Source organism: Nonomuraea sp. NPDC026600, from assembly GCF_040638335.1.
Lineage (GTDB): Bacteria > Actinomycetota > Actinomycetes > Streptosporangiales > Streptosporangiaceae > Nonomuraea.
This window is the reverse complement of sequence record NZ_JBEZYD010000026.1, coordinates 45,293-67,711: the sequence shown is the minus strand read 5'-3', so window position 1 is coordinate 67,711 and position 22,419 is coordinate 45,293. Positions and strand designations below refer to the sequence as shown.

Genomic DNA, 22,419 nt, shown 5'->3' with positions numbered 1-22,419 from the left:
GTGGGTCGGGTTAACGTCAGGCTTCGTCGAGCCCGTGGTTGGGGTCGCGGCCGTCGATCACGTTCATGGCCCGGACGAAGTCGGGGTCGTTGAGCATGGCGTCGTCCTCGGCGCCCGGGTGGGCTGCCATCCACTCGTCACGGAGCCGACTGTATGCCTGCTCGCGGGCGACGACGTTGGGGTGTGGCCGCTGCGGGCGCCGGGTCCTGTCTTCTTCCACGACGGTCATGGTAGGTGCGGGCATGGCTACGGTCTCCTTTCCGGGTGTGCAGCGGGCGTAGACGACCGCCAACCTGTCAACCTTCAAAGATTACCGCACGTTCTTTAGTGGCGTCTATGCTGGCGTTGCATTCTGGGTGGCGACAACACGCCGGCACTCCTCCAGCAGGTCGGCCGGAACATCCACCAGATGCTGCCGAGCGAGAAGGTCACGCGCTGTCTCCTCCCGGCTCATGCCGGACGCCTTCACGCAAGTGTCCAGGTCGGTGGCGATCCGGCCGCCGTTCCACACGTCCCAAGCCTGCTTGCGCGCCACCGCAGCCTCCTCGACCGGAAGGGCCTTCTGTCCCGTCGTCCATGAATCGGGGATCATCTCCATCATCCCCATGCTACGGGCGAACTCGGTGGCGACGAACTGCTCATAACGGCTCCCCGCCGTCGCGATCAGGTGCTGAAGATAGAAGCGATACTTGCCGACACGGCCGACCACACGCCACCGGTCGGTGCCGCCCAGCAGTACCGCCTCCCACTCGTTCAGGCAGCCGATCCCCGTACGAGGCAGCGCGAAGACGCGCGCAGCCGGGACGGTGCCGTCGATGACGACGCCGTGCTCGTGAATCCACTCGAAAGTGTCGCCTTCCTGGCCGACGAACTCCTGCGCCGTAAACGGCGACAGCGTGAACGACGACAGCGGCCGCAGCGGCACATCGGCCTCGTACGCGTCCGGTCCACGGTCTCGGTCGGCCCACGCGGGCACGCCTTCCTCGGTGTCTGTGGCGTCCCACACCATGCCGCGCAGCACATGCAGGTGGGTGACGCCCGCCTCCCGTAGCCACTCCTGGGTGGCGTCGTACTGGCCGTGCACGAACGCCTCCACAAATGGCCGCTGCTTGTCCAGGATCTCGCCGGCCATCTCCAGCCGGTGGGGCTTCACGCCGTCCATCGTGGTCCGCTCCAGACCGAACTGCTCGCGGGCCACAACCTGGATGGCCAGCGACCGGGGCGACACGGCGTCGAACGCCCACGCGTTGATCATGGCGGCCACCATGCTCTCCCGGTGCAGGGCCCGGTAGCGGTCGGCGTCGATGACCTCGAAGTCGCTCATGGCCATCGACTGCCGCGCCTGCTCGAACTCCTCCGGAAGCACCTCCTGGTACGTCCAGTCGGCCAGGTCGTTCGGCAGGTCCGGGCTGTCCGGCTGCGCGTGCAACGCCACCGCCCGCGTGGGGGAGCGGACCATGACGGACTCGCCCGACCGGATCCGGGCCAGCGCTGCCCGCACCGGCTCCTCCAGCACGTACTCATCGTCCACGTGCTCGATGCGGCGCGTCAGGTCCTGCATGATCTGCCGCTTGGCCATAGCCCGGTTCCGCATGAACAGGTTATGGTCCTTGGCTTCCAGTTCGGTGAGCTTGAGCCGCCCGGCCGGGTCAAGGTCGGCCCACAGCCGCTCATCCAGGACGGCCAGGTCCGCCGCCGTCGCCGTCTGGCCCGGCTGCACCTTGCCCGCCCGCGTACGCGCGGCGCGAGCCGGGGCCGGCGTGCTCACCACCGCGGCGATCTGCCTGCTGTGGATGGTCGTCACATGTCCGCTGGTATGGCGTACCTGATACCAGTCGCCGCTGTTGCCAACGACGGTGGCCTGGCCTCCGCCGTGGAGCCGGACCACGCTGCCGACCTGGATCCACCGCCCGTGCCAGCCGCGCGGCTGGTCGGGGTCGTACGCCTTCACATCCAGCACGGCCTTGTACTGCACGCCGAACCGGCTCCACTGGTACACGGCCACGGGGGGTGGCTCTCCTTTTCGGATGGGTCAGGCGTAGGTGAAGCCGCCAGTGGCGGTGACTCCAGCAGAGTCGTTCGTGACCACGACGTCGGCCGCGCCCGCTGTCTTGGCCGGGGTCCGGCAGGTGATGGTGCTCTCGTCCTCCACCACGACGCTGGTCGCGGCGGTGCCGCCGAATGTGACCGTGGTGCCCGGGGTCGCGTTCGTGCACTTGATGGTGACGAGCGTGTTGCCGGCGGCCGCGCCCGTGGCCGGGCTGATCGACTTGATTGTCGGAGCCGGGAAGCAGGCGTTCAGCTCGGACGTGCGGATGATCTGGTCCTTGCGGAACACGAGCCGGCGGCGGCGGGGCGGGAAGTCGGTCCCGTCCGGCCGCACACCCTCATAGATGTGCTCGGCAACCTTCACCAGCGGGTCGGTCACCGGCACGGCGGTGACGAGCGCTGTCGCCTGAGTCTTGTTGATCTGTGTGCCGTTGGCCCGGTACATCGTCACGGCGTCCCCTCACGCTTGCGGTCTGAAGCGGCGGGCCGTCGAGATAGATGTCCGCGGGTGGCGGTTCAGGCGCGCAGATCCACAGCAGGACCGACCCCACAATCAGTCCCAGCGTGATCCCTATGGCGAGCCCGAACCGCCACCCCAACCCCCGCACATCCAGCACCCTGCCGGGCGACCGTGGCTAGCGTCTGGCTCCGATCACTCCGCCTCGGCCGGCCGGACGTGGATGACGTGCGTCAGTTCCTGGAGCGCCGCCACGACCATGTCCGGGTTGGCCACGTCGAGCACGTTGCCGGAGTGCGGCAACGGCTTCCCGTTGTGGAACTCCAGCAGCCGGCGCGCCGCGGCCGCGCCAGAGACGACGCCGATCGTGTCGTCTCCGCCTGGCGCGGTCTCGGCCACGGTGACCGCGTAGTAGACGCCGACGAGGTACCCCTCCACGATGCGATCCACTTAGGCCTCTTCCTGGCCGCCGGCGGCCGCGTCGTCGTTGGGGAGTGCGTCAACGTAGGTGGCGACCCACACGGTGGCCAGCGTCCGCTCGTCCGGGTTGCGCGGGTCGTACTGGCACACGCCGGGCGGAGCGCCGAGCCACGCCGCGCGCCTGGCGGAGCGGCGCGCAGCGACCAGCTCCTCATCGGTGGGCGTCCGCCCCTGGCCGGTGCTCATCAGCCGAAGTCCTTTCCGTTGCCCGCGGTCTGCCGTCGTTCCTGTGCCTGCCTGCGGTCGCGGGAGTCTCCGAGCCACTGGGCGCGCCACTCGTCGTAGGTCATCCTGCCGCCGTTCGGCTGATCTGCCCACCACCGCTTGAGCTCCTCCGACGCGTACGCGTACGCGTGATCGGCGTTGCCACCCCACAACCGCTCCGGGTTCACGCCGGCCTTCCGGCCGAGCGGCGACAGCATGTAGCCGTTCGTCGCCTTCTCCGCATCAAGGGCCTGTTCGTACACCCACTGCTTGTACATGCGGCGCACCACCTGCTCCCGCCGCTCCCCAGCGCCACGCTCAGCGTCGATGATCGCTATCCGCTCCTGACGGTCCATCTCTTCCTCCGACAAGCCGTACACCTCGGCGTACGCTTCGCGCGGGTTCCACCCCTGGCCGATGAGCTCGTCCATCCGGGTCTCCTCCGGAGTGCGATCGTCCTCCGCGCCCTGCTGCCGGTCACGGTCGTCGAGCTCGGCGATGACCCGCCGCACCAGCGCCCCGGACCACGGGTCGGAGTGATAGAGCGGCTGGTGCCGCTCGATCAACTCGGCGAGCTGCTCCTCGCTCATCCCCGCCAGGTCGAGCCCCGCGTACGGGTCGGAGCCGATGTCGCGGCGCCGGTCGCGCTCCTCCAGTTCGGCGCTGATCTGGTCGAGCAGCGACGTGACCGCCGGGTCGAGCCCGTACCGGCCCAGGTTGCGGCCGTACAGCGTGGCGAGGTCGTCGGTGTCCATGGACAGCAGTTCGGACGCGGCGAGGTCGCCGAGCTCGTCGCCGCGGCGGCCGCGTTCGGCCTCACGCGCTTCGGTCTCGGCGATCACCCGGTCCTGCAACGCCGTCTTCGCCGGATCGTCGCCGTAGCCGTCCCAGCCGGCCAGCAGCATCGACTCCAGTTCGGCGTCCGACACGTCGGTCAGGTCGATCTCGCCGCCGCCGGTACGATGCTGCTCGCGCTCGTCGAGCAGCCCGCGCAGGCGAGCGACTGCCCGCGGGTCGTCGATCCGCGCCAGCAGCGCCCGCAACTGCTCGTCCGTCAGCGCCAGCAGGTTGATGCCGTCGAGCGGGTCGCGCCGCTCCGCCCTCTCCTCGCGACGGGTGCCGCCCTGCGGGCCGGTCGCGTCGGTGGCCAGGAGGGCGAGCACGCCGAGACCCCAGTGCCGCAGATCGTCGTCGGCGTAGTCGCCGTGCCCCGCCAGCGACTCCAGCACGTTGGCGAACACTTCCTGGGTGCCGTCGCCGTTGACACGGCCGGTGCGCGCGTCGGGGAAGTCGCCCGGGTAGATCTCGAACGGGCGGCCGCGGTCCTCACCGGAGATCGGTTCAGGCCTGACGCGGTCGCCGACGTCGCCGTGGCTGGTGCGGTCCCACAGCATCGCCTGGCCCGCCGCGCGCAGGCCGGGCACGGTCGCCTCCAGGTGGTGGCCCAGCTCGTGCGCCGCCACCGTGGCCTTGGCCACCCCGCCGGGCTGCGCGGACGGCACCGGGACGCGGCCGGGCTGCCCCTCTCGGATCGCCGGCGCGATCTGCGTGTGGTCGTCAGTGGGCAGGCTGATCCGGGTGGAGCCGTCCGCGCGGACGTGCACGTGCTGGCCAGGCCCGGTCACCACCTCGACGGGCCCGGACTCGCGCGCCGCGGCGAGCCAGTCGGACGGGAGGACCTCCTCCACGTAGCGGAGCGCCCCAGCGTTCGACCCCGCCCGTGCAGTCAGGACACGCCGGTTCCGGTCGATGTAGTCAAGCCCGTCGCCGCCCACCTGCCGCACCTCGGCCAGGGTGGCGGCGAGCGCCTCGCGGCGAGCTTCGGCGAGCATGCGCCGGAGCTCCTGCTCGCGCACCGCGGCCGCCTCCCAGCGCGCGGCCGCATCGTCCCGCTGCCCCAGCAGACCCTCGTCCGGGATGCCGCCGTCGCTCCGTACACGGGCGATCTCCGCGTCCAGGTCATCGGCCGCCTTCCACGCCTGCCCGCGCTCCCGCGTGACGGCGTCGAGCTCCGCGCCAAGCGCGTCGGCCCGCCCGGCAAGGTGCTGCCGGAACCTCACGTCGAGGTCAGCGCCCGCTGTACGCAGCACGGCAAGCTGCCGCATCGCCTCCGGGCCGGGGCCGTCGTCGTCCGCGATGTCGGGCGCCCACAGCATGTCCTGCCGTACGGCGGGGACACGCCCGGCTTCGAGGTCCTCCAGAGTGGTCGGCTCGAACAGCGTCCGCATGACGGGCTGCTGGCCCAGGTTGGTCAGGTCGTCGGGGAGTTGGGCCCGGTACGCGGCCAGACGGCCGGGCAGGTCGGCGTCCGGTGGCATGTCGGGCATGCGCGGCGTGGGCTGCTCGGGCGCGCCCTTGATGCGGTCACGCAGCCGCGCGAGCGACATGCCGGCGGGCAGCACGCCGGGGGCGGGCGGATGGTCTCGGTACGCGGCCGCGACTCGGGCCAGAGCGCGCGGCCACGTCTCGCTGCCGAGCGGGTCCGCCCCTTCGAGTGCGGCGCGGATGCGGCCCGTGGCGCGGGCCTTGACGGCGCCGGTGACGGCACTGGTGGCCGACGCCATGGCGGCGGTCTGGGCGTCGTCCCGGGCGCCGAGCCGGAACGCGAGCGTCGCCGCGGTGCTGTCGGTCGTGGCGTCGATGCGGTCGAGCCGGTCCAGAGCGGCGGCGAGCGCCTCCTCACGCCCTGCTCCGGCCGGGAGCTCGCGTAGCGCTTCGGCGACGTCGGTTGCCGCCCACCGGGAGCGGGTCGTCTCCAGGTCGGCGAGGAATGCGGTGAACTCGCGTTCGCGGCTGATCTGTTCCCGCTCGCGCCGTACGGCGGCGATGCGGGCGGCCGCGTTGTCGTCGGCGGGGATGAGCCGCATCACCGAAGGGTCGATGTAGTCGTCCGGGGCGTCCGGGTCGTCGAACACCGACACGGAGCGGTGCTCGCCCGAGTCGGCCATGATCTGGACCGTGACGCCCTCGGGCACGTCGTCGGCCGCCGGATGGCGGGTGATGCCGGTGATGGTGCCGGTCGCCATCATCACCTGGGCGCGGTCGCCAACGCGCAGGTCGCGCCAGCCCACGTACTCGGCGTTCTCCGGCGCCATCACCGAGTCGTACGGCTGCCCGGTCGTGGCGGGCCCGCGGTCGAGCCGCTCCACCGAGGGCCAACCCCGGTCAGCGACGGTGATCGTACGCTGCTCGTCGTCGCCGTCCAGCACGGTCATCTCGTACAGACGAGTCTCGGCGAACTCGCCGCCGCGCCGCTTCACGGACAGCACCTGGCCCACGACGGGGTCAGCGAAATCGGTGCCGTCCCAGCGAATGGTGTCGCCGACGTCGATCCGGTCGGCGGTGACGTGCTCGCGCGTGAAGTCGGCCGGGCGGAGGGGCTGATCCGCTGGCAGGTCGGGCATCAGCCACAGGTCCACGCCGTCCGGCAGGACCCGCTGCTCCACGCTGCCGTCCTCGTGCCGGACGTGCACCTGGTGCAGCCCGAACCCCTTCACGGGGCGGGTAGCCGTCACGGTGCCGAACCGGACCGTACCGTCCTCGCCCGGGAGGGCGATCACGTCGCCCATGCCCAAGTTGCGGGCGTACGCCCGTTCCGGCCCTGGGCGGCCGGGGTCGTGCGGCGGCGGCGGGAACCCTTCCAGCCTCGCGTTGGCGGCCTCGACCCATCCGGCGGTACGGGCGAGCGCACGCTGGCGCGGCGCAGGCGTGTTCTCGTCAGCGGCCATCGTGCGCAGGTGCGCGGCCAGGGCCTGCATCTGCTCGGCGGACAGTTCGCGGCGGGCGCGCAGCCTGGCCACAGCCTGCGCCACTTCTGGGGAAGCGCCCGAACTGGTGGCGTCCAGGTTGAGGTCCAGCAGCCGGCGCCGCTGGTCGGTGCGGAGCCGCACCCTGCCGGTCGGGATGCCGTCCGGCAGATCCACGGCGGTGACGCGCTCCGGCTCCGCTGGCGGGACGGCCGGGGCTTCCGGCTCGCGGGTCGGTGTTCCCGTGATCCGGGTCAGCAGGAGCCGCTCGTCGAGCTCCATCTCCGACAGGCGGCCATCCTGGTCGCGTACGTCGAACCGGGCGCGCCCGCCGTCCATCTCCGGTACTGACGCCACTTGGACGGGGACGTCATCGATGAGCACCCACTCGCCCAAGGCCAGGCCGGACGCTTCGTCCTCGTCCACCTGGTCGCCGTCCTGCGTGGGCGCGAGCCGGACGGCGCGGTCAGCGGCGATGAGGTGCCGCTCCCGCCGGTCGTCGTCGCCGCGCACAAGCGCCGACACGAGCCCGTCGTCGAACTGCTCCACCCGCTCCACGGCCACATCGCCGGTCGGGCTCGAGATGCGGTCACCCTCGCGCAGTCCCGCGCCGGGTACCTGCTCCGGTGCCGGGGCGGGCTCGCTGTCGTCGAGCCGCACCACACGGCGCGGGATCGAGAACCGCGTCCCGGACGGCGCCGGGACGGTGGTGCCATCCGCCCGGGTGATGGTGACGTCGTCCAGCGCCACCGAGGGCATGCCGGGCTGGCGGCGAGATATCCTGCCCGCCACGGTGACCTTCTCGAACCGGGCGATGCCGAGCGCCTCCCGGTCCAGGGCGGCGGGCAGCGTCGGCCCGGCGGTGTCGAACCGGATCCGGTCACCGGTCTGTGCGTTCGCCTGGGGGATGTCCTCGCCGCCGTGGGTTTCGGCCGGAGTGCCGCGGGTGACCAGCGCATCGCGGCGGCGGCTGATCCGGGCGCCGTCGTCAAAGACGAACGTGAGGCGACCGCCCGCCTCCTCCTGGATGTCGGTGACACGGCGGCTGTCCCGCTCGGGCTCGCCTAGCCGGGCCGGGCCCGCTGGGTTCGCGTACGAGCTTGCGCCCTGGCGGAGCGCGCCTGCGCTAGGGCCGGTCATGCGCCAGTGCGCCTCCGAGAGCGTGTCCCCGACGCGAATCTCGTCGGCGTACGCCTGCCCTTCCGGCGTGGTCTTCCTGGGAGGCTCCTCCGCTGGCTGCGCCTCACGGATGACGCGGCGGATCATGCCGAGTCGCGGGTTGCCCGGGGCGAGTTGCTCGGCCTCGTCGAGCAGTCGAGACGTCTCCTCGACGTCGCCGGCGTTGTACGCCTCGCGTGCCTGCCTGGCCAGCGCGGTCATCTGCTGGCGGCTGGCGGCGCGCTCCCGTACGGCATGGTCACCCTCGGCGCGCTCCTGCGCGGCCTGGTCGCGGGCCACGGCGCGCTGCTCGGACTCCTGGCGCCGCTGCCGATGCCGGGCGCCCAGCTCGCTTTCGTCGCCCTCCCTGGCGGGGCTGTCGTCCTGGGCCTCGTCCGGCTGAGTCTCCGGCGCGGACAAGGCGGGGGCAGATGCTTCAGCGTCCTGGTCGCTCTCTGGCTCCGCGGTAGGGTCCGGCGTCGGCTCTGCGGTACCGTCCTGGGCCGCGGTGGGCTGCCCGGCCTCGGCCTGGCCCTCACGGATGATGCGGCGGATGTTGTCCCACCGCTCCTGGGTGGGGTCGAGCTCCTCAGCCTGGTCGATCAGCTTCAGCGCCTGGTCGAAGTCGCCTGCGTCGAACGCCTGCTTGGCCTGGCCGGACCGGGCGGTCGCTTCCTTCTTCCGGTTCTCCCGCTCCCGCTCCTGCTGGCGGGTGCGCCGCACGATCTCCTTATCCGTGAACGTCAGGACCTCGGGGTGTGCGGCAATGTAGGCGTCGATCCAGTCCTTCTCCGACTGCCCCGCCTCGCCCTTGTACCGGTGCTCGCCGTGCGCTTCGGCGATGTACCGGCCGGGGTCGCCCGTCCACCGGTAGCCCGTGGCCATGCGCTCGATCGCGTTGACGAGCACCGCCCGCCGGGCGTCGCTCATCCCCTCAGGGGACGGCGGGGTGCCGTCGTCAATGGAGGGCAGCGGGGACGGGTCTACCCACTTGTCGCGCACCAGGGCGCGGACCCGGTCCCAGTTCTCGCCGTCTGGGTACTCGGTGGCGATCTCGTCGATGATGGCCAGCCCGCCGTCAAGGTCGCCCTCGTCGGCTCGCTTCTCGGCCCGGTCGCGCGCCTTCAGAATCCGGTCCACCCGGCGCCGGTTCTCCCGGATGACCTCGCGGTGCGCCTCGTCCCAGTCGTCGCGCAGACTCACGCCCACGCGGGTGAGCCGATCCCCTTCCTCGTACTGCGGACTGTTCACCCCGCCGGTGCGGCCGCGCTCGTCCACCAGGTCGCGGAACTCCGACCAGGCGCGCAGCATGGCCATCTCGTCGTCACCAGCGAGCGCCTCCTGGTACGCGGCCGCCGCGGCGGTGATCTGCTCGCTGGCTGCGTCGTCGAAGACGCCGGCCCTGGGCGTGAGCTCGTCGGTCTCCGGCTCATCTGGTGCGTCGCCGGGCGCGAGTTCGTCGGGCTGTGCTGCGGCGGGCGCGGGCTGGTCGTCCTCGTCGTCCGCCGCCATGAAGATGTCGCGGTTGCCGTCCTTGTCGGTGCCCATGTCCGCGAACAGGCCCTCTTGAGGGCGGGTCTGCGGGGAGACGGGGGCACCGTCCGCGCGGTGGTTCGGCGGCTCGTCGGCAGGCTGCCAGTCGCCGAGCTCCTCCTCCGCCAGGGTGCGCCGGTCGCCGCGGATCGTGACGACCTCGACCTCGACGCCGGTGAGGGTGTCCTGGATCTGCTCGACGCGGACCGGGTCGTTGAACGCCTGCGTGCTGATCCACTGGCGGGCGCGCAGTTCGGGCCGCTCCTCGCCGCCCTCGGCCGGCGAGGGCGCTTCCGGCTGGGCAGAGGCTTCTGCCTCGTCGATCGCGTTGACCTTGTCGCGGATCTCGCGCGCGATCCGGTCGGCCTGCTCCTGCTCGTTCAACCGTTCGGCCTCGACCAGGCGGGCGAAGTCCTCGTCCGGTACGACGCGGGCCACGGCGTCGTCGGTTGTGAACATCGTCCAATGCCGGTTGACGTTGTCCACGAAGGAGACGGACCAGCCCGAACCGGGCTTGGTGTCGGCGTCCTCCGGCGGGCCCGCCGGCGAGACGCCGGAGATGCGGCCAAGGTTGCTGGTGCTGTCGCCGAACTGGTCCCAGCCGTGCACGTACGCGAGCTGGCCGGGCCGAAGCTCAGAGACGGGGACGCGGGTGTCCTGCCCGGACGGCGTGAACTCCTGCACATCCTTGGAGGGCTTGGCGGCGCGCTGCGGCCGGGGCCGGTCCGCGGGGTTACCGGACGGCTTCTTCCCGCCCGGCGCGGCCGTGACCGTCAAGTAGTTGCGGTGGATTGCGAGCTTGCGTCCGTCCGCGGTGTGCACCTCCAGGCGGCCGCCGCCCAGGTTGCGGGCGACGGTTCCGGTGCCGCCACCCCAAATGGAGACGGACGCGCCGGTCTCGATCCAGCGGCCTTTCCGGTCGCGTGGCTGTTCGGGGTCGAATGCGTTGCGCAGGCGTCGGGCCTTGGCCTCCAAGTCGGCGGTGTACGTGACTCCGCCGATGGTCCACGTCCGCTGGTTGGTCACCGTGCCCCCTGCTCTGCCCCGTGCTGGTGTGCTGGGCAGGGAACACGGCGGGACGGGCTAGTGTCCCGGTCCGCTGATCACGTCAGCGCGGTCACGCGGCCGCGAACAGGTCGAGCTGGTCGTCTCGGCCGGGGCAGGCGGCTGCGACCTGCTTGATGGGCCTGGTGGCGCGCTGCTGGGCGGCGCGGGCGGGGGTGGGGAACAGGTCGAGTTGGTCGGGCTGGCCGATCTCGCGCTTGGCCTCGGCGGCGACCGCCTCGACGCGGGCGCGCCAGTTGAGGGCGAACACCTGGCAGTTCGCCTCGCTCTTGTGGCGGGTGGATCCGCATTGGGTGGGGGTGCGGCGCCCGGCGTACGACCACGCCATGCTGTCGGCTGTCACCAGGTAGCGGCCGTACCGGCGCAGGCCGGCGAGCTTGACGCCGAACCCGTGCAAGGGGAGATCCAACTCTGCCAGGGTGCGAAAGATGTCGCCGATCTCTGCGGTGGCCTGGCGGCGGCAGACGGAGCCGACGCCGACGATCTCGTAGTCCTCGGCCAGGCGGACGCCGTGCTCCTCGTACAACGAGACGCAGGCGAGGTAGTCGTCCACGCTCCAGCCCTGAAGCACCGGCATCACCGGGCAATCGGCATCGCTGAACTCGGGCCACAGCGCGACCAGCCGGAGGAAGTTCGCAACAGTACGGCGCTGATGCTCGGCCACGGTGAGCCCGGTCTTGGCGAGCATCCACGGCTCGCACATCCAATCCTGAGGAGCGCACCAATCGAGCTCCATGGCCTCGTCGTAGCGGGCCAGCGCGGCAAGGTACTCCTCGGGCGTGGTGACGAACTCGTGGAACATGGACAGTTCGGTGAACGCGCCGGAGTCGATGGCGACGTGACGGCGGGGGATCCCTGGCCGCCAGAACGGCCAGTAGGGCGGCGCGGGCAGCCTCTTGTAGGTGCGGAGTACCCGGTGGGAGATGAACAGGCTCACGTCTATCGGCGCGGTGGTGAGCCAACTGGCGCGGTGGGTGCCGAGATAGAAGTGCAGGTCCCGTGTGTCGTCGCAGATGAGCATGATGGCGCTTTCGGGCGTGCGAGAGGGCCGGGGCGGCGCCGGAAAGCGTCGCCGCCCCGGGAGTGGTTGAGCGTCAGAAGGTCAGCGGCGGCCGGTGCGGTGGTGTTCACACGAGCAGGTGGGGTGCTGACAGCCGCCGCAGCGGCCTTCAGCGCACGGCACGCTCAAGCGGCCGGTCCTGTCGTACCAGGTGGGTTCGTGGCGGGGTGGGTTGGCTGGAACGGGGGTGGTGGGGGGCTTCTTCGCCATGGTGGGGTTTCCTTCCGGTGGAAGGTGGCGGCCAGCCCGCCGCTCGGGCGGGCCGCCACCGGTGGGGGTTAGGCGGTGCGCTGGACGTCGAACTCCTGCACCTCGGCCTCGAGCTGTTCGTCCGGCATGAGCTGCTCGTCGAACAGGTCCACCCATTCCTGAGCCTGCTCGTCGGTCGCGGTGGCCGGGTCGTACGGGTTGTCTTCGAGGAAGTCGGTGTAGCGGTGCGGGATGTAGACGGCGGTCGCGTCGGTGATCAGGTCGCGTAGCGTCTCGGCTGCCCGCTTGTAGGCCAGGCCGGGCGTGTCGGTGCAGTACTGGAAGCGCCGTCCATCGCTCCAGGTGATGGAGGCGAACCAGACCTTGGCGGGTACGTCGGCCATGCGGGGTTCCTTCCGGTGGGGCTTCCCGCCCGCCGCTCGGGCGGGAAGCTGCTGGTGGGGTCAGACGACGGAGAGTTGGGAGGGTCCCTTCAGTGCCGCCTCCCATGCCTCGGCGAAGGTCTTATTGGTCTTGTCGGTGGCGAGCGCCGGGGCGGTGACGAACGCCTGCTCGGGGCACGGGTAGTACAGGTTGCGTTCGTGGATCCACACCCGGTGGTGGCGGCCGGTGTCGTACCGCCAAGCTCGTGGGGCGTGGTGGTTGGCCATGTAGTCGAGCAGATCGACCATGTCCCACCTGTCGCCGTGGGCCACCATGGTCATGGAGCGGGCGGCGTTGGCGGCCTTCATCATGTCGTCGGACTTGGCGCGGAACGCGCGCCGCACGTCGTAGATGGCCCACGGCATACAGTTCAGGTGCTCCTGGAAGTCGGCCAGCAGGGCGGGCCCGCCCTCGACGTCGAGCAGCGCGTCGTAGAGCTGTCGCCCGCCGATCAGCCCCTGGCGGGGGTTGGCGGCGACGGCGAGGTACTCCATCGTGAGCGCCTTGAACGCCTCGTACGGGGAGGCGACGTACCGAGGGAGGGTCCGGGCGAGCCCGGCGACGCTGGCCAGCGCGTACGGGCAGAAGACGCATGCGCTCTTGGGCCACTTGACCATGAACTGCTCCCACAGGTACCGCTCGCACTCGGCGCGGTCCCATCCCCACTCGATCAGCGGGTAGTACGGGATCCGGCCGGGCAGCCCGAGCGGCATGTCGCGCATCATGCGGGTGAGCTCGTCGGTCTCGAATCCGACCACGTGGACGAACTCTTCGCCGCCGGTGAGCTGGGCGATCAGCACGTCCAGCGGCCACCCCTTGGCCTTCAGGCTGCATTTGCGGATGCCGCCGGTCTGGGGGACCGTCGCGACCTCGACCATCTCGTCCGACAGCCGGTAGGCGCCCTGGATGTAGCAGATGGTGGGCGCGGTGGTGTCGTCCAAGATGACGATGCCGTCCCGCTGACTGTTGCTGGCGCGCGCGACCTGGATGGTGCGGATGCCGTGCTTGCGCAGCAGCGGGAAGACGTACTTTTCGACCAGGTAGCCAGTCTCTAAGTGCTCGTCGCCGGTTTGTGCGATGACGACGATCAGATCCTTCAGGTTGAAGGTCCTGGAGATGAGCGCGGTGAGCCAGCGCACCAGGATCGCGGTGCTGTCCACGCCGAGCCCGTACGAGAGGATCACCTTCACGGCAGGACCTGGACCTCTTCGACCGTGATCAGCGGGTACAGGTCGGAGTCCGTGTAGGCGCTCACCCACGCCTTAGCCTGCTCGGGGGTGGCGGCGTCGGGGTCGTACGGGTAGTCGGACAGGAAGCCGTCGTACGCCTCCTGGACGTCCTCGTCGAGCCACGGCCGGGCGTTGCGGACGATGAAGCGGGTGGTGCGCAGGTACGCGTTCGACTCGTCGGGGGCCACCATGATGACGGGCTCAGCGTCGCTGAGTGAGCCCCAGTCGAGGTGGACGACGAACACGAAGACGCCCGTGGTGCTGGTCATGCTGGGGTGTTCCTTCCGGTGGGTTCCGTGGCCGCCCGCCGCTCGGACGGCACACGGAACCTGAAGAGGTGAGCTAACGTCTCGCCCTGATGCGGGCGAGACCGAAGAGGGGACCCCGGCTAGTTCCGGGGGTGGAGGGGGGTGAGGCTGGTCCGGTGCGGCGCCTGAGCGCTTGGCGCTGACTAATCCCGCGCCCAACCCTCCAGCGGGCCAACCCAGTCATCGGCCACGAGGTCAGGTCGCCGGGCCCGCCAGTCGTCGATCACTTGCCGGTAGGCGGGGCCGTCGTAGAAGCGTGAGAGCCCGTGATGGCTGGCGTGATACCGCCAGGAGTCGCGCACCCTCTCGTACGCCTCCGCCGAGTAGTCGTGCCCGCTGGCCGGGTCAATGTCCTTCTCGGCGATGCCCAGCGCCAGGCACAGCGCGGTGCGCGCGTCGTTCATCGACGTGCGCCGGTCGGCCTCCATTGCCGGGTCAGGGTCGCGGTACGCGTAGCGGCTCATCACCCGTCTGGCCTGCATACGGATTGCCCGCTTCTCATCGGCTACGCCACGCAGTGTGATGTTGCTGGCCATGGTGTTCCTTCCGGTGGGTTCCGTGTGCCGCCCGCCGCTCGGACGGCACACGGAACCTGAAGAGGTGAGCTAACGTCTCGCCCCGATGCCGGGGCGAGACGGATGAAGGGGAAGGCTCAGTCCCGGTTCTCGTCGAGGCACTGGACCATGCCGAACGCCTCGTCCTCGGTGAACCGGAACGCGGCGCCGGGAAGGGAGTCGGGGAGGGTCCACTCCTGCGAGTGGTTGGCGTGCCGTCCGCCGGGCCGGGTGATGATCCACGTGTCGCTGCCGACGAGCCGCATGGTGATGGACTCGGGCTCGTAGTGGTGACCGTCCTGGCGGGGGTCGCAGGGCCCGTCACAGGCGTGGGTGAAAAGCATGTTGGCGAAGGTGTACTCCGTGGCGCTGTCTGCGTACTGGTGCCGGTAGCTCCGGTTGACCAGGATCGCGGCGGGGATCTCGAACTCCCTCAGCAGCCGGTCGGCGCGCTCCTTCGCCTCGTCCGAGGTCTTGAAGTACGGCTCCCGGTCGGCCCGGTAGCCCGGGTTCGGGAGGGGATTGTCGAGCCGGTAGGCCGCGCCACCCACGATGGGGACGATCTGGAACTGCCAGGAGAGGTGAGACGACCAGAAGTAGCCGGTCCAGCCGTCTCGGTCGTTGCCGCTCCAGGTGAGGCGCTTCTCGTTCATCACACGCCCTCAGGCTCGTCGATGAACGTCTCGTGGCTCTTGGCGCCGATAGCTGCCAGACCGGTTGCGATCTGGAACGCGAGGGCGGTCTCGGCGTCGTAGTCGAGGTAGAGAACGACGTCCACCAGGTTGCCGCCGACCATGACCCTGCTCTGCACCCTGAACTTCACCTTGTCGGCCTTGTGCACGACCTGGATGGTGCTGCCGTCCTGGGCGGTGAAGGTGCCGAAGTCCTGGCGTGCGACGTCGGCGGACGTGATGGGGATGACGTCGGCGATCTTGCCGTTGTGCATGGGGTTCCTTCCGGGCTCCACCAGCAACGCCGCTCGCCGCCGGTCGAACATCCACAACATTAGCAGTCTTCTTTAATGGTGTCTATATCGGCAATTCGGCGGTAATGGCGGCCGCCCAATCCGTCAGGTCCACCTCGCGCACCGCCTGGACGATCTCCTCCATCGGCGCGCCCGCCTGGTCCAGTTCCTCCACCGCGCCGCGAATGGTCTCCACCACCCGGCCGAACTCCTCACCGACCGCCACGGCGGCCGTCATCGCGGTGTCGTGCGCATCCATGCCGCCCCCGCCCGTGACCGCGGCCGCCGCGAGCGCTGGCAGGACCACCTGCTCGGCCTCGGCCTGCCACGCCTCCGCTGGCATGATGCGCGCCACGTCCAACGCGTTCGCGCCGACGCGGGTGTCCACCTTGTACTCGGCGACGAAGTGACGGGTGCCCTTGCGGTGCTTCGGTGACTCCAGCCTGGCCACCGTCCGGCCAACGAACCGCCCGCCGAGCTGGTACAGCGTCTCCACCAGCTCGGTGGCAGGGCCGGCCCCCGGGGAGCCCTTGGTCTGCCGCCCACGCGGGCGCTCCTCCTCCTGGGCGACATCGTCTTCGGGCTCGTCCTCGGCGGCCGCGTTCTCGCCAGCATCGGGGCCTGCCTCGTCCGTCTCGGCGCTCTCCTCGTCGTCGCTGGTCTCGCTGAACAGGTTCCGCAGGCGCGACAGCGCGTTCTCCTCGGCGCCGTCGTCGTCTCCCGCTGCGGGGACAGCGTCTCCGGCCGGCGGCTGCCCGCCGAGCTCGCCCTCCGCGGCCGCGTCGTCCACCGCGGCCGCCGGGTCCTCCGGCGGGGCGATGCCGAGCGCGACCGCATCCGCCTGACGAGTCGGGATCGGCGTCTTGCCCTGCGCTACGTACAGCGCCCTGGTGTGCGGCAGGTCCACGGGGTCGTACCCGGCGATGGCCCGGTACTCGTCCAGCGAGATCAGCCCGGCCGCGACCTCCTCGCGCGCCTCCTCTCGCCGCTGCGTCTTCGCCCGCTGGAGCACCTCAACGGAGTCGGTGTTGAACTCGTAGACCGCGCCGTCTTCGTGGTCGGTGTCCCACCCGGTCGCCAGCAGCGACAGGTGGGGCAGCATCGTGTGCGTCCAGAACTGGTGTTCTTCCTGGGCCGCGTTGTCGAAGGTCCGGCCGGACGCGTTCCCGAGGATGCTCTCCGGGACGCCGAACGCGGCGAGGATCTCCTCCTTGGAGATGCGGGCCAGGTCGGCGTAGGCCATGTCGCGAGGCTTGGCGGCCAAGTCGATGAACGACAGGTCGCCCTGGAGCACGGTCAGCTTGCCGGCCTCGTGCGCGCCCTTGCCGAAGATCCCCTGAATACGCTCCATCTCGTCGTCATCGACTTCGCCGTCAATGCCGATCACGCCGCCCGGCCGGCCGTCGTTGCGCAGGAATGTGGCGTTGTAGAGGCGGGCGAGGAAGTCCAAGTCCACGCTGAGCCCAGCGGCCTCCATGGGCGTGATGCCGCGGAACGGGTCCAAGGGGTGGGGATCTCTGAACCAGATGACTTTCTCAGGGTCGATCCCGCGGCGCCGACCGTCCGGGCTGATCGTCTCGAAGTGCGACAAGAGGTTGCCGCCGAACCCGGGCACCGGGCGGGTACGGCCGGGCGGCAGCAGGTCCGCACCGATCGGGTGGCCGCGCCGGCTGGTGGTCATCTCGACGAACGTCCCGGCCGGGGACAGCAGCACCTGGCCGGACAGTCGCTTCCGTAGCTGCGGGCCCTTCTCCAACTGGTTGGCGACGCCCGCGTTGAGCAGCCGGGCGAGGGGGTCGTCCGCGATAACCTCGCGCTCGCCGTCGTCCTTGATGAGCACCCGCTCGATCGGCAACCGGCTGGCGTGTCCGGCGATGGCGTTCACGCTCTTGAACACCCAGACGACGCGCTCCATCCCCTCCAGCACGGCGCGTTCGACGGGCCAGGAGCGGCGCGGGTCGCGCAGCCGGGCGAGCATGCCCGACCAGGAGGTGTGGGCGTCGAGCTCGAAGGATTTCGTCTCCAGCGGAGCCGACTTCCGTTCCAGCCCGAGGGCGCCGCGCAACGCGGGAAGGAAGGCCACGGCGCCTCCTACTTCCCACTGCCGAGCAGTACGCCGCCGGTGAGCGCGGCGGCGGACAGACCGGCCCAGAACAGCAGCGGGTGGACGCTCCAGGCGACGGCCAGCGTCCCGGCGATGCCGGCGACGATGAGGAGCAGGGCGATCAGGTCGCGGCGCAGACGCTCCTCGCGCGGATGCGGGTCTTGAGCGTTCAACCTGTTCTCCTGCCTGCCCGGGACGACGATGGTCGCCGGGCAGGCTAGGAGGAGGCTGTGGTTTGTGTACGGCTCCAGCTAGACGGCCTGTTTAGCCGTACATGTCTCCGAGGCTGGAGCGCTGTCGCATGGCGACCTCGGCAGCGGTGGACCCCGGTGCGGGGCGCTTCCGCTTGGCCCGGACGGCAGGCCCGTTGCCGCCCAGGAGGTGTTCAGTGTGCGGTCCGGGGCACGGCACGGTGATGGCGTCGGCCCACCGCAGCTTGCAGTGGTCGCAGTAGACGTCTTGGGCGACGGTCCACGTCTTCTCAGAGATCATGAGGCTGCGGCGGCTCGTCTCTATGCGGCGAGCCTGCTCCGAGGAGACTGGCACAGTGACCCCGGCGACGAACTCATGAGTGCCGTCACTGGTTGAACTGGTTGTCTCGTCCTGGGTTGTCTCGGAGACTTCGGTGGTCATGCGATCTATCAACCCCCTTGGCTTTCTGGGGATGCCCTAACAGCCTGTCGGCGGGTATAGGTTCCGACAGGTCGATCCCCCGGTTACTGATGTGATACTGGTGGCACATGTGGCAGTAGCCAGCGGAGAGACCTTAGCTATCGGTGGCAGGTCACGTAAATGGTCAGATGATCTTTCGGATCGCCTTATTTTCCGCCGTTCCGGACAGAATCTTTGTAACGATCCGTAAACCATGTGAACCGATCCAAGTTCCCAAGAGTCCCTATCGTCCACATTCGGCTGTCACGCTCCGTCAACCGGAGATGAGGCGGCCGCGCTTCTTCGCCTGCTTCACCGCCGGCTCGTACGGAGCCAGCAGCACAGCCTCGGCCTGGTCGGGACTGCTCACGCCGCGCTTGAGCATGTCCTTCTTCGACTCCACGTACGTGAACCCCGCCGAGTTGTCGAACTTCTTCGGTGCGCTGAGCTGCCCCCGCGTGCGGCTGCTGACGCGCAGCCGTAGCCGCGTCACCCCTTCGGCGTTCGGCCGGAGCAGTGTCCGGCCGGCGATCCACAGCTCGTCCCGCTTCCGGTACGGCCGCAGCACCTCCGATTCCGCCGGCCGGTCCGTCCCCTCGGCCACGTTGACGGGCACGATCTCCGCTTGGTGCTTCTTCTCCTTGCCCCACCGCTGAAGGAGCCCGACGACACCCCACCCGACGCCGATCGTGTCGATCTTTACGCGTACCTTGGCCCTGGTGCCGAGACGACGGCGCAGCAGTTCGGCGCGCTGGATCTCCTCCAGGATCCGGTTCGCCACGGTGACCGCGTCGCTGTTGTCCGCTCCGGAGCTGGTGTGTTCGATCGTCGCCAGGTCCTCCACCAGACGCGAGATGACGAACTCATCCCCTCCATCGGCCGCAATGTCGCAGCCGAGCCGCACCCAGCCGCCGAGCCGCACCATCCACTCGTCGGTCTCGTCCGGCAGCCCCAGGTCGCACAGGCGGGCCCAGCCGGGCCCTTCCGGCTCCTCCTGCTCGGCGGCCGCGTCCACCCAATCGCTCGGGATGATCTGGTCCTTCGCGCCCTTCGGGAAGCGCGCGTGCACCTTGGCGATCACGTACGGCGACTTCTCGCCGTGATCGCGGATCGCCTCCTCGATCCACTCGGCGTTGACCAGGTGGGAGGACACCATGTGGCCCGGGTCGCCGGCCAGGCAGGCGCACACCTTGTCTGCGGTGCGCTCGCCGGTCACGGCCGGCGAGTCGGTCGCGGCGAGCTTGATGGTGGTCGTCTGCGGATAGCGGTCGCTGTAGCCGTCGTTGCAGAGCTTTTCGAACCACGACCGTTCGGTATCGGTGGGCGGGTTGCCGATGGCGATCATCCGGGCGTTGCTGCCGGTCAGCAGGTTACGGGTGGAGCGGCCGATGACGGGGCCGATACCGCCCGCCTCATCCACGATGAGCAGCAAATTGGACTCGTGGATGCCCTGCATGCCGGATTCGTCGTGCTCGGTCGCGGTGAACCCGTACGAGACCACGACGTCCACGCCCTTGGCGTCGGTCATCTTCCACTGCACCTGGTCGCACGAGCCCGGGAGCGCGCCGTGCGCGACCGCGTGCCGGATGTGCGGCCACATCTGCCGGTGCACCTGCCGCATGCGGGTCGCCGTGGTGATCGACAATGCGGTGCCGACCGGGTAGACGCACGCCCAGTAGGCGACTGCCCGCGCGCAGATGTGCGTCTTGCCCAGGCCAAAGCCCGCAGGTACAGCCACGTTTTTGTGCGTCGTGATCGCCTGGAGGATGGCCCGCTGCTTGCTCCAGAGCGCCTCCCCGAGGACCTGCTCGACGAAGCCGACCGGGTCCCCGAGCCACACCCCGTACGGGGTGCCGAGCTCCCGCCCGGCCACGGCCAGGACCTGGACCAGGTCGGGCCGGGCGAGCATGCCGAGAGTGCGGCGCCGCACCGCTGGCGGCAGTGCCATCAGGTCCGACAGCATCCTGGACGCGATGCGGGAATCGCCGCGGGGAAGGTTGTGGGGAAGGGGGACGGCCAGCGCCGTCATCCGTCGCACCCGTACCGGAGGTGCAGAGCCAGCGCTGCGGCCGCCTCCTGGTCGTCACGCGCGTAAAGCAGGATGACCCGCGTGCAGAGCGGGCATGTCTCCGCCCGCTGGAACATCGCCGCGTACTCCACGACGGACACGGTGCCGGAGCAGCGCGATTAGCGTCTCAGCCCGAGCGACGCGCGCGCCACCGACTATCCAACTGTGGCGCATGTCACACTGGCGGTTGGTCTGTGGAAACCCCTGAGCCAAGCCGCGAGATTCCGCGCCCGTCCGCGCCCCTCCGCACCCCTCCAACGCAGCCAACTGCGGGGGCGGTTTCTATAAAGCGCATGTGCCCCCCAGCCGCATGGTCACAGGTTTAAGCTCTTGCATGTCCGCAGCGCACGCGGTCCTGGCAGCAGTCAATCGGGGGGTCGGCTGCTCCGATGGCGCCGAACCCGGCACTCCATCAACCGGAAAGGGACAACATGCGCAGGCGGCAGAAGAAAGACCAGTCCAAGCGGTTGGAATGGGCACAGCTCGCGATGCGGGCCGGGCTCATCCTCGTTGACTGGCTGGTCAACAGGCTCAGGTAGCCCAACGGCCACCTGAGCCCGCTCGAACGGTGACCCCCGTCAACGCCGGCGAAGCTACGGCGGGGGCACCTACGCACTGGATCCTGCGATAGGACCCGAGTCTCAGCGTAGCGTTCGCGTCCGATCAGTAGGCGTGTATTCAAAGTGGCATCGCTTGCAACACATTCACTGGCATCGCCACTAGCGTCCGCGCTACCAACCCGAACGGCATCGCCGCCGTATCCCGCGAGTAGTAGCGCGACTTACAGCCCGAGGGACTTCAGCCAGGCCAAGCCCGCCTTCTTGTTGAAGCGGCCGCTCTCCAGCCGCACCCCTTCGGGCAGGCTGCCCGCCTCCTCGGCCTTCCGCACCTGGTAGCGCACCTGGTCCACCTTCAGCCCGGCGGTCTCCGCGAGGTCCTTCATGGTGGTTCCCGCGCTCGCCACCGCCTCCGGGGAGGTCTTCTCCTGCCACCACGCGAGCAGAGCATCCTCGTCGTAGCGGCGGTCGCTGACCTTCGCCCCCTTCGGGAGTTCGCCCGCCGCCTCAGCCTCGTGCACCGCCGTCCGGAACGTCTTCTCGTTCACACCGACCTTGCCCGCGGCGTCGGTGAGGGTGGTGCCGGCGGACAGGCTCTCCTTCCGTTTCCGCCACCACGCTACGAACAACTGCTCGTTGACGGCGCCGCTGCCATAGACGATGTCGGGCGGAAGGGTGCCGGCGTCGGCGGCGCGCATGATCGCACCCTTGACGGTCGGGTACGGCTCACCCACCTGTGCGGCGGCGCGGTGGAGGCTGAGCCCGGTGGGCGCGGCCGCCATCGCGGGGAGGCTGTCGAACCACACCTTTACCTTGTCTGGCCAGTACTTGCCGTCGCCAGCGTCCGCGTCCGCGGGGAACGCGCCCGACTTCTTCGCCTGCTCCGGCTTGCTCCAGTAGCGGATCCTCGCCTGGAGGTACAGGCGGGATATGCCGAGCATCCTGGCGATCGGGCCCAGCTCGGTCGGCTGCTCGCTGCTTTCGCTGGCCACCTTGCGCCGCTGCGACGGGCGCAGGGTGACACCCTGCGCCTTGATGTCGCCCGACACCATGGTCAGGTCGAGCTTGTACTCGGCGCCGATCTCGGCGATCTCCCACTGCTTGCCGTCGAGACGACCTTCGTAAAGGGCGGCAATGTCCTGTCGTCGGATCTCCCGGGCGCCCTCGGCGAGCGCTCGGTGCCTCTTCAGGTCGGCCGCGGCCTGGTCCCTCTCGGTGAGCGCGGTGCCCGCGTCCCAGCCGGGGAGCTGCTCGAGGATGTCCTCTTCGCTCGGCGCAACGGGGGTGCCGGTCGGGAACAGGGAGGTCGCACCGACGCCGGTGCCCTTGGACGCCTTCTGCTTGCTCCACCCCTTGGCCTTGTGCCGGTAGTGGAGCGTCCAAACGGCCTTCCCGAGGAGTTCGCGGGCATCCTTCGCGTCGGCGTTCGCGGCCGCGGCGAGGCCGGCGGCCGCGCGGATGCGGTCCGGTCCTGCCGGCATGGCCCGCAGTTCGTCCAGAGTCAGGGTGGAGGTGGGGTCGGTGCTCATCGCCATATCCTCGCGGTTGTCGGGGGTGCCCTCCTTCAGGTGTCGGCTGGTGGGCACGCGGGTCGTTGCT

Annotated in this window: 19 protein-coding genes; all 19 read right to left on the bottom strand. The window is 70.0% G+C overall.

Translation table 11 applies throughout. The features are described 5' to 3' along the window. Window positions 1-16: 16 nt before the first annotated feature. The 19 genes from AB0F17_RS42850 to AB0F17_RS42760 all read right to left on the bottom strand — a co-directional run bounded on the left by AB0F17_RS42850 (window position 17) and on the right by AB0F17_RS42760 (window position 22,406). The gene (locus AB0F17_RS42850; protein ID WP_358035519.1) at window positions 17-244 is read right to left on the bottom strand and encodes a hypothetical protein; all 228 of its coding nucleotides are present in this window, start codon (window positions 242-244) and stop codon (window positions 17-19) included. A gap of 90 nt (window positions 245-334) precedes the next feature. After that, the gene (locus AB0F17_RS42845) at window positions 335-2,005 is read right to left on the bottom strand and encodes a hypothetical protein (RefSeq protein WP_358035517.1); all 1,671 of its coding nucleotides are present in this window, start codon (window positions 2,003-2,005) and stop codon (window positions 335-337) included. Between the two features lie 27 nt (window positions 2,006-2,032). Further along, window positions 2,033-2,494, bottom strand: a complete 462-nt coding sequence (locus AB0F17_RS42840) for an IPT/TIG domain-containing protein (RefSeq protein WP_358035785.1) — start codon at window positions 2,492-2,494, stop codon at window positions 2,033-2,035. 207 nt (window positions 2,495-2,701) lie between these two features. Continuing rightward, on the bottom strand, window positions 2,702-2,956 hold the full coding sequence (locus tag AB0F17_RS42835; protein WP_358035515.1) for a hypothetical protein: 255 nt from the start codon (window positions 2,954-2,956) through the stop codon (window positions 2,702-2,704). Next, complete coding sequence (locus AB0F17_RS42830) at window positions 2,957-3,172, bottom strand: hypothetical protein (RefSeq protein ID WP_358035513.1); 216 nt, start codon at window positions 3,170-3,172, stop codon at window positions 2,957-2,959. It abuts the gene before it with no gap. Further along, window positions 3,172-10,653, bottom strand: coding sequence for a hypothetical protein (locus AB0F17_RS42825; protein ID WP_358035510.1), 7,482 nt, complete (start codon window positions 10,651-10,653; stop codon window positions 3,172-3,174). Before AB0F17_RS42825 ends, AB0F17_RS42830 begins: the two co-directional genes overlap by 1 nt. 91 nt (window positions 10,654-10,744) lie before the next feature. Then, window positions 10,745-11,713: a hypothetical protein gene (locus AB0F17_RS42820; protein WP_358035507.1), complete on the bottom strand. Its 969-nt coding sequence runs from the start codon at window positions 11,711-11,713 to the stop codon at window positions 10,745-10,747. Between the two features lie 317 nt (window positions 11,714-12,030). After that, complete coding sequence (locus AB0F17_RS42815) at window positions 12,031-12,345, bottom strand: hypothetical protein (protein ID WP_358035505.1); 315 nt, start codon at window positions 12,343-12,345, stop codon at window positions 12,031-12,033. A 60-nt stretch (window positions 12,346-12,405) separates the two neighbouring features. After that, window positions 12,406-13,575: a hypothetical protein gene (locus AB0F17_RS42810; RefSeq protein ID WP_358035502.1), complete on the bottom strand. Its 1,170-nt coding sequence runs from the start codon at window positions 13,573-13,575 to the stop codon at window positions 12,406-12,408. After that, a complete protein-coding gene (locus AB0F17_RS42805) occupies window positions 13,572-13,883 on the bottom strand; it encodes a hypothetical protein (protein WP_358035500.1) in 312 nt (103 codons plus the stop codon). Before AB0F17_RS42805 ends, AB0F17_RS42810 begins: the two co-directional genes overlap by 4 nt. A gap of 182 nt (window positions 13,884-14,065) precedes the next feature. Beyond that, entirely contained in the window at window positions 14,066-14,458 is a 393-nt protein-coding gene (locus tag AB0F17_RS42800; protein WP_358035497.1) for a hypothetical protein, read from the bottom strand. A gap of 116 nt (window positions 14,459-14,574) precedes the next feature. Further along, a complete protein-coding gene (locus AB0F17_RS42795; RefSeq protein WP_358035494.1) occupies window positions 14,575-15,129 on the bottom strand; it encodes a hypothetical protein in 555 nt (184 codons plus the stop codon). Beyond that, on the bottom strand, window positions 15,129-15,482 hold the full coding sequence (locus tag AB0F17_RS42790) for a hypothetical protein (protein ID WP_358035491.1): 354 nt from the start codon (window positions 15,480-15,482) through the stop codon (window positions 15,129-15,131). The genes AB0F17_RS42795 and AB0F17_RS42790 overlap by 1 nt, the downstream gene beginning before the upstream one ends. Window positions 15,483-15,504: 22 nt before the next feature. After that, window positions 15,505-17,523, bottom strand: a complete 2,019-nt coding sequence (locus AB0F17_RS42785; RefSeq protein ID WP_358035488.1) for a phage portal protein — start codon at window positions 17,521-17,523, stop codon at window positions 15,505-15,507. A gap of 8 nt (window positions 17,524-17,531) precedes the next feature. Continuing rightward, entirely contained in the window at window positions 17,532-17,717 is a 186-nt protein-coding gene (locus AB0F17_RS42780; protein WP_358035485.1) for a hypothetical protein, read from the bottom strand. Window positions 17,718-17,808: 91 nt separating this feature from the next. Then, window positions 17,809-18,036: a hypothetical protein gene (locus tag AB0F17_RS42775; protein ID WP_358035482.1), complete on the bottom strand. Its 228-nt coding sequence runs from the start codon at window positions 18,034-18,036 to the stop codon at window positions 17,809-17,811. 433 nt (window positions 18,037-18,469) lie between these two features. Next, entirely contained in the window at window positions 18,470-20,224 is a 1,755-nt protein-coding gene (locus AB0F17_RS42770; RefSeq protein ID WP_358035480.1) for a hypothetical protein, read from the bottom strand. Beyond that, on the bottom strand, window positions 20,221-20,355 hold the full coding sequence (locus AB0F17_RS42765; RefSeq protein ID WP_358035477.1) for a hypothetical protein: 135 nt from the start codon (window positions 20,353-20,355) through the stop codon (window positions 20,221-20,223). Before AB0F17_RS42765 ends, AB0F17_RS42770 begins: the two co-directional genes overlap by 4 nt. Before the next feature lie 689 nt (window positions 20,356-21,044). Next, window positions 21,045-22,406: a hypothetical protein gene (locus tag AB0F17_RS42760; RefSeq protein ID WP_358035474.1), complete on the bottom strand. Its 1,362-nt coding sequence runs from the start codon at window positions 22,404-22,406 to the stop codon at window positions 21,045-21,047. Between the last annotated feature and the right edge of the window lie 13 nt (window positions 22,407-22,419).